General features: G+C 60.8%; 7 protein-coding genes. 6 read left to right on the plus strand and 1 reads right to left on the minus strand.

Annotated elements, in window-relative coordinates; genetic code table 11:
- Window positions 1-149 precede the first annotated feature (149 nt).
- The 6 genes from ACP7BL_RS17530 to ACP7BL_RS17555 all read left to right on the plus strand — a co-directional run bounded on the left by ACP7BL_RS17530 (window position 150) and on the right by ACP7BL_RS17555 (window position 6126).
- The gene (locus tag ACP7BL_RS17530; protein WP_020819818.1) at window positions 150-470 is read left to right on the plus strand and encodes a hypothetical protein; all 321 of its coding nucleotides are present in this window, start codon (window positions 150-152) and stop codon (window positions 468-470) included.
- A 282-nt stretch (window positions 471-752) separates the two neighbouring features.
- The gene (locus ACP7BL_RS17535) at window positions 753-2528 is read left to right on the plus strand and encodes a ParB/RepB/Spo0J family partition protein (RefSeq protein ID WP_188084214.1); all 1776 of its coding nucleotides are present in this window, start codon (window positions 753-755) and stop codon (window positions 2526-2528) included.
- A gap of 380 nt (window positions 2529-2908) precedes the next feature.
- Window positions 2909-3781, plus strand: a complete 873-nt coding sequence (locus ACP7BL_RS17540) for an ArdC family protein (RefSeq protein WP_059153607.1) — start codon at window positions 2909-2911, stop codon at window positions 3779-3781.
- 148 nt (window positions 3782-3929) lie between these two features.
- On the plus strand, window positions 3930-4190 hold the full coding sequence (locus tag ACP7BL_RS17545; protein ID WP_022684640.1) for a hypothetical protein: 261 nt from the start codon (window positions 3930-3932) through the stop codon (window positions 4188-4190).
- Between the two features lie 3 nt (window positions 4191-4193).
- Window positions 4194-5474 carry a Fic/DOC family protein gene (locus ACP7BL_RS17550; protein WP_188084365.1) on the plus strand — a complete coding sequence of 427 codons (1281 nt, stop codon included), beginning with the start codon at window positions 4194-4196 and terminating at the stop codon, window positions 5472-5474.
- A gap of 328 nt (window positions 5475-5802) precedes the next feature.
- Window positions 5803-6126 (plus strand): DUF3768 domain-containing protein, encoded by a 324-nt coding sequence (locus ACP7BL_RS17555; protein ID WP_426258909.1) that lies wholly within the window; start codon window positions 5803-5805, stop codon window positions 6124-6126.
- On the opposite strand, the gene ACP7BL_RS17560 is transcribed toward ACP7BL_RS17555, so the two are convergent.
- The coding region (locus ACP7BL_RS17560; RefSeq protein ID WP_426258910.1) for a Tn3 family transposase at window positions 6110-6939 on the minus strand (830 nt) is incomplete at its 5' end. The genes ACP7BL_RS17555 and ACP7BL_RS17560 overlap by 17 nt on opposite strands.

Raw genomic sequence — 6939 nt, forward strand, 5'->3', positions numbered from 1 at the left:
TGAACGTCCAGACCAACGTATTTCACTGCCTCCGTCATGACTCGTCTCCGCTGCTAACAAATCCATCATCAGCATCTCAGATTCGAGCCTCCAAGGCTCCGGCAGTCATGGGGTCTAAGGGATCAGAGCGATTATAAGGGAAGATTAGCATGAATGATGCGATGCGAACGACGATGCAGGCCGCGCCCAGGCACAGTGCATCGCCGCGCGTCGAGGCAATCGCGGCATGGCTGATCGCCGCGCTCATTCTCGCAGGCGGCGGTATCGTTGCACGCCTGATCGTCGATTATCCGCGGCTCCTGCCGAACAGCTATATCGGCTTCCTTATCTACCGCGCTGGACCCACGATTGCGCTGCTATGGGCCTGTGCCGGCGCTGCGATCGCGATCAATGCCGCGACGACACGCCTGATGCTCTTGTCCGCATTGTGCGGATCAATCGTTGCGGTTCTCGCTCTCGCCATTCTCTAGCCGCTAAATGTGCGGCCCTGGGCCGCGCCTTGCCGGTGGTGGCAGCTGCCACCGGGGGGGAACACCAAGGGCACCCGCCCTTTCGTTCCCGAAGCATAATCGACAGGACCGGGTTGCTCGACAAGTTCGGCCTGTTCCGGCGCGCTCACGCGCGACGGGGCCTCCCTAGTCGCGCCGCCCGCACCACTCCCATCGATTTTGCTTCCCCCTCCCCATCCCGCGCTTCGCCAGCGGGTCAGAGCCGCAGGCCGCAGGCAGCGGCTTCGCCTAAAGGAGTGAAAAATGACCATCCAGACCATCCAACTGAACAAGCTGGCGCTTTCCGACCTCAACGTGCGGAAGGTGAAGCCCAAGGAAATCGAAGCCCTCGCAGCCGACATTCAGGCGCGGGGCGTGCTGCAAAACCTGATCGGCTATGATGAGGACGGCAAGATCAAGATTTGCGCTGGAGGGCGGCGCTACCGGGCCTTGAAGCTGTTGCAGAAGGCAAAGACCATCCCCGGCACTTTCGAGGTTCCCGTTGAAATCCGCAGCAAGGACGAGGCGCTGGAAATCTCTCTTGCCGAGAACGCGCAGCGTGAGGACATGCACCCCGCCGATGCCATCGCCGCCTATCGGGCGATCATCGACAGCGGCAAAGACGTTGACGATGTTGCAGCATCGTTCGGCGTCTCCCCCGCCTATGTCCGCCGCGTGTTGAAGCTGGCGGCGCTGCACCCGACCATTCTCAAAGCCTTCCAGAAAGACGAAATCGGCATGGGCGCGGCGCAGGCTTTCGCGCTGACAGACGATCAGGACCGCCAGCTTGAGGTTTTCAAGCGCACCGGCGACAACGCCCACCAAATCCGCGCCATGCTCACCCAGGAGAAGGTTGCCGATACCGACAAGCATTTTCGCATTGTAGGCGAGGAAGCCTATTGCGCCGCAGGCGGCACCTTCACCACCGATCTTTTCGGAGAACGTCGCTATTGCGATGATGCGGGCCTTGTCATGGACCTTGTGCAAGATCGGCTCGACGCCATCGCCAAGGCGGCGCGCGAAGATGGCTGGCGCGATGCAGAAGGGCAGCTCTACCGGCCTGATTCCTACTGGATGCGCGGCCATCTGGAACCCGCTGGCGAGCGCCATCCGACCGAGGAAGAAACCGCGCAGCTGGTCGAGATCGAGGCGGCAATCGCCAAGCGGGAAAGCGAGGTGGACGAGGACGAGCACGACTATGACGACGAGTTGCGCGCCCTGACCCGCAAGCAGGACGCTATCGTATCGGCTTGCCGCGTCTTCACCGCCGAGCAGAAGGCCGAGCACTCGCTTATCGTCTTCATCGGGCATGACGGTATCGAACAGGTTGCGTTCACGCGCAGCGCCAAGGGCACCGCCGCCGATGGCCCCAAGCCTCCCCGGCCCGACTACTCGCAGAAGGTCATGGATCAGCTGGGCGGCATCCGCACGATGGCGGTTCGGGAAGCCCTTGCCAGCGACCCGGAGCTGGCGCTGGACGTGCTCTTGACGGGCCTATTGGGGCAGGTTCGCGGCAACTCCTATTCGTGGCAACAAGCCGCCGAAATCACCGCCGAGAAGAACCGCTTCCATGTTGACGAGGCGATCATGGGCCATTCCACGATTGCCGACATTGACGAAATCGCGGGGGCCGATCTTGCCCGCTTGGCCGAGACACCCACGCTGGACGACATGCGCCAGATGGACAGCGAAGCGAAATTGCGGCTGCTGGCCTACTGCGTGGCCTCGCAGATCACGAGCCTTTCGTTCCATAGCGACCGCGACCGCCAGCTGGCGCAGATCGTCGGGGCCGCGCAGATCGACATGGCCGACAAGTGGGAACCCAATCAGGTATTCTATGACCAGCTTAGCAAGGCCACGCTCTTGAAGCTGCTGGCCGAAGGTTGCGGCAACGACGCCGCAGAGAATTGCCAGACCATGAAGCGCTCTGATCTTGCCGTGACGGTCAACGAGCGCCTTGCGGGGCGGCGCATCCTGCCCCCCGCCCTTCGACCCTCTGCCTTGCCCGATGCCGCTGATAGCGAAAGCCAAGCGGCATGACGGCATGGGGAGCGCGCTTCACTCCCGCGCTCCCCGCAAACTTGCGGGGCGGTGGCAGCTGCCACCGCACCCATTTTACAGAACGCAGCCGGTAAAATCGGCCGCGTATAATGAGCGGCCAGGGCCGCGCGTTGCCGGTGGTGGCAGCTGCCACCGGGGGAACACCAAGGGCACCCGCCCTTTCGTTCCCGAAGCATAATCGACAGGACCGGGTTGCACGCCAAGTTCGGCCAGTTCCGGCGCGCGCGAGCGCCGGAGCCTCCCTAGCCGTGCCGCCCGCACCACTCCCATCGATTTTGCTTCCCCCTCCCCATCCCGCGCTTCGCCAGCGGGTCAGAGCCGCAGGCCGCAGGCAGCGGCTTCGCCTAAAGGAGTGAAAAATGGCTAAGGAAACGAACCGGATCGACATTTATCAGGCCGTCACCGACGACATTCTTGCGATGCTGGAAGCGGGCACCAAGCCGTGGGTGAAGCCGTGGAGCGGTGGGCCGACCATTCCGCTCCGGCACAATGGGGTCGCCTATCGTGGGATCAACGTCCTCAGCCTTTGGGCCAGCGCTATGCGTCAGGGCTTCGCCTCGCCCTATTGGCTGACCTTCAAACAGGCGTTGGAGCTGGGCGGCAATGTCAGGAAGGGCAGCAAGGGAACCACCATTGTCTATGCCAACAAGCTTGTCGTGAAAGACTCCGAGACGGACAACGAGCGCGCCATTCCGTTCTTGAAACGATACACGGTTTTCAATGCCGATCAGGTCGAAGGACTGGACGGCAAATATCCCGCGCCCGCCCCGATCATCACCAATCCCGAAACCCGCGACGTTGAGCTTGAAGTGATGTTCTCTCGCATCGACGCAACCGTTCGCATCGGCGGATCGCAAGCCTATTACCACACCCGCGACGACTATATCCAAATGCCCGCTTTTGAAGCGTTCCATTCCGCCGACGACTACTATGCCACGCTTGCGCATGAGGCCGTGCATCATGCAGGGCATGAAAGCCGCCTCAACCGAAAAACCCTGATTTCAACGAGCCGCGCCGACTATGCGAGGGACGAACTCGTGGCCGAGCTGGGCGCATCCTTCATCGGCGCGATTGTCGGTTTCAAGGTCGAGGAACGCGAAGACCATGCCGCGTATATCGAGCACTGGTTGACCGCGCTCCGCAACGACAAGCGCGCCATTTTTGAGGCAGCCCGCGAGGCGCAGAACGCCGCCGACTACCTGTTGGCGATGATGACCGACCAAGCGGATTGAATGCCCCGCCCCGCAAAATGCACGAGACGCCGCGCTTGCGCGGCGTCTCATTTCAGGAAAGTGAAATATGGGGGGCTACTCAATGTGGTTTATATACAAATCCCGACATGTTAACTATGGGCGGGAGCAGGTCGTTTTTAGGTGCAAAATGGAAAATATCATCGACACCTACAGGAATCGCATCAAGGCGATGGGGTATGAGCCGCGTCGGCAGGAAGACATTCCTGACGTGATGGCAGCTTATTGCGAAGCAATCGCAAATTGCAAGATTGAAGGACTTGAATTGGTTTCGGATGACCACTCTTTTTGTTTGCTGTTGGTCGAAACCCAAATTCCCGTCGATGTGGCGATTGGTCTGGCGCAGGACTACAACCGTGATGTTCTGTCCCGCCAGAAACTTGCTGCATGATTGGTGAGCGACCCTTACACCTGGCGTAACAGCGACGTTCTTCGGAACAAGCTGGGAATCCGCGACGATAATATTCTCAAGGAGCGAGAAGCTTTCTTCTCGGTTGTCCGGCATGGCGAGCTGATTGTGCAGCGCGCCATGCCGGCGACGAATGCGCGCGAGTATCGCGAACTGCACAATCATCTGTTTCAGGATGTATATGATTGGGCGGGGCGCTTTCGGACTGTGGACATAAGCAAACCCGGCAGCACTTTTGCGCGAGCGCACTTCATTGCCCGCAGCATGGAGCACGAATTTAAGCAGCTGCCCGACCTCCAAACCCTCAAGTCGATGGATCGTGATCGCTTTGCCGATACCATGGGACGGCATATCTCCGAATTAAATGCCGTTCATCCGTTCCGTGAGGGCAATGGTCGTACCATGCGGCTGCACTTGCAGCTACATTCCCTTGCGGCCGAAAAATTCGTCTCGATCCAGGCAATGGGGCCGAAGGACTGGATGGAGGCGAGCCGCGATAGCTTCCATACCGGAAATCACGCCTCCCTCGCCAAAGTTATCCGTGATGCCATGCCCCTCGAACAGAGCCGCGTCGAGCCAGCGCGCGGGCCAGCGGGCATCGCGTTTCCGCCCTCGATGGAATCTCTCATGCCAGCTGGCGAACGGCGCGCTATGAGCATCGAGCAAGCCAAGGATCAGATCAGCCGTTACTTACCTACTGCGCAAACCGTTGCGTCGCGGCAGTATGAGCAGCTTAACCGGATCGCGGAAACGTCCGCTGACATGCGCCAGCTAGCCGCCCGTTCTGCGCAGGAACTCGCCTTTTTCCGTGATCCCAAAGGGCCGATGCACCACCTTCAACTGATCGAACAGCGCCGCTATCATCAAATCGAAGTCAGTTGGTCCGAGGGCATGGACCCGCTGCAACGAGTCCGCGCCATCAGCGCGGGCACTGCTGATTTCCTTTCGAAAATGACCGACCGCGACATTCAGGCCGCCGATCGCGTGCTACGTCTGCAAGTCATGCCTCCCGGCGTCAGTCAGGTTGATCTACGCCTTGCCGCGCAATTCGAGAAAAACTCGCCTGAGCAGAACCGGGCCGATGCCAGGTTCGCGCAATTCCAGCTGGCCATTGATAAGCGCGTCGCCACAGCTACCGAGCGCGGCGCATCGAAGGAACAGCTGGCGCAGATCGTCGAAAGCGCAAAGGTGCATGTCGCCGCAACATTGCGCGAAGGCAAATCACCGACACAGGCGGCCGAGAAATCAAAGGACCGCGAGCGCTGAAAATGAGCGGCCAGGGCCGCGCGCCTAGTAGTCTGTCAGCTGCCACATAGGATCGAGCGGCCCAGGGCCGCGCCCCGTCAGTGGTGGCAGTTGCCACCGGGGGGAACACCAAGGGCACCCGCCCTTTCGTTCCCGAAGCATAATCGACAGGACCGGGTTGCTCGACAAGTTCGGCCAGTTCCGGCGCGCTCGCGCGCGCCGGGGCCTCCCTAGACGCGCCGCCCGCACCACTCCCATCGATTTTGCTTCCCCCTCCCCATCCCGCGCTTCGCCAGCGGGTCAGAGCCGCAGGCCGCAGGCAGCGGCTTCGCCTAAAGGAGTGAGGAAAATGGAAGCGACAACTGACCAGATCGCCACCATCGCGGCGCTGAACGACATTGCGCGGCGAACGATGGGTGTGACTTGTCGCACCGTGATTACGCAAGGCATCGCGGCGCTGGACGAGAACACGCAGTCCGACATTCTCAAGATGATCGAGGGCTTTGAGGATTTCACACCCGACAACGACCCGCACGGCGAGCATGACGCCGGTTTCCTTTATCGTGATGTGATCGGCCAATGGCATACCCGCTGGAGGCGTCACCTCAAGGTTTGTGCGCCAGACAACGATTTGGCGGACATAATGAGAACACTGGCTATGCCACGAGTTTGAGGCGGGCCATGGGATCGTTGAGGGTGCGGAACTCGCCAGGGGAGAGCCGGTTTGCCCTTTGCCACAGATAGTCGCCGGTCAAACTGATATGCACCCAGCCCATCGGCGAGAGATGGGCAAGCAGCGCATCATCGAAGGTGCCGCCGGATGATTGGAGATGCTGGGCGGCCCTGTCCATATAGACGGTGTTCCAGTAAGAAATCGCCGCGATCAGCAGATTGAGGCCCGATGCCCGATATTCCTGATTCTCGATCGAGCGATCGGTGAACCGCCCCTGTCGGTTGGTGTAGATCGCGGCGGCAAGGGTATGACGTGCTTCGCCTTTATTGAGGCCGGCCTGGCAGGCGCGACGCAAGTCGGGCTGTTCAAGCCAGTCGAGCGCAAATAGCGTCCGCTCGATGCGGCCGAGTTCGGCCAGCGCAAAATCCAGCCTGTTCTGGCGCTTGTAGGCGGCCAGCTTGCGCAGGATCGCGGAGGGCGCAACGGCTCCTTCCTTAATGGAGGCGACGATCCTGACGATGTCATCCCAATCGGCTTCGATCGCCGCCGTCTTGATCGTGCGGCCCATGAGGCTTTCGATGCCTTTGTAGGTCGAAGGCGCGGCGATCGAGCCGAGTTTCCGGTCGGCGATGTCGCGCAGACGGGGCACGAACCGGAAGCCGAGAAGATGGCAAAGGGCAAAGACATGGTCCGTCGTTATGTGGACAGCTTGGCGACGCGGCAGGTTGCCTGTGCTACCATCGCGCAGCTGCCATTTCCGTGAAGGAGGCGGGCCATGTTTGTGGTCAAGCATAGCCGCTCGGGCGGCCCTCT

The sequence above is a fragment of the Sphingomonas sp. DC1600-2 genome, from assembly GCF_049897605.1.
Classification (GTDB): domain Bacteria; phylum Pseudomonadota; class Alphaproteobacteria; order Sphingomonadales; family Sphingomonadaceae; genus Sphingomonas.

What these genes read in the sequence shown, in the direction of transcription:
- ACP7BL_RS17530 (WP_020819818.1), top strand. Translation starts at nt 150, where the DNA reads ATGAATGATGCGATGCGAACGACGATGCAGGCCGCGCCCAGGCACAGT.
- ACP7BL_RS17535 (WP_188084214.1), top strand. Translation starts at nt 753, where the DNA reads ATGACCATCCAGACCATCCAACTGAACAAGCTGGCGCTTTCCGACCTC.
- ACP7BL_RS17540 (WP_059153607.1), top strand. Translation starts at nt 2,909, where the DNA reads ATGGCTAAGGAAACGAACCGGATCGACATTTATCAGGCCGTCACCGAC.
- ACP7BL_RS17545 (WP_022684640.1), top strand. Translation starts at nt 3,930, where the DNA reads ATGGAAAATATCATCGACACCTACAGGAATCGCATCAAGGCGATGGGG.
- ACP7BL_RS17555 (WP_426258909.1), top strand. Translation starts at nt 5,803, where the DNA reads ATGGAAGCGACAACTGACCAGATCGCCACCATCGCGGCGCTGAACGAC.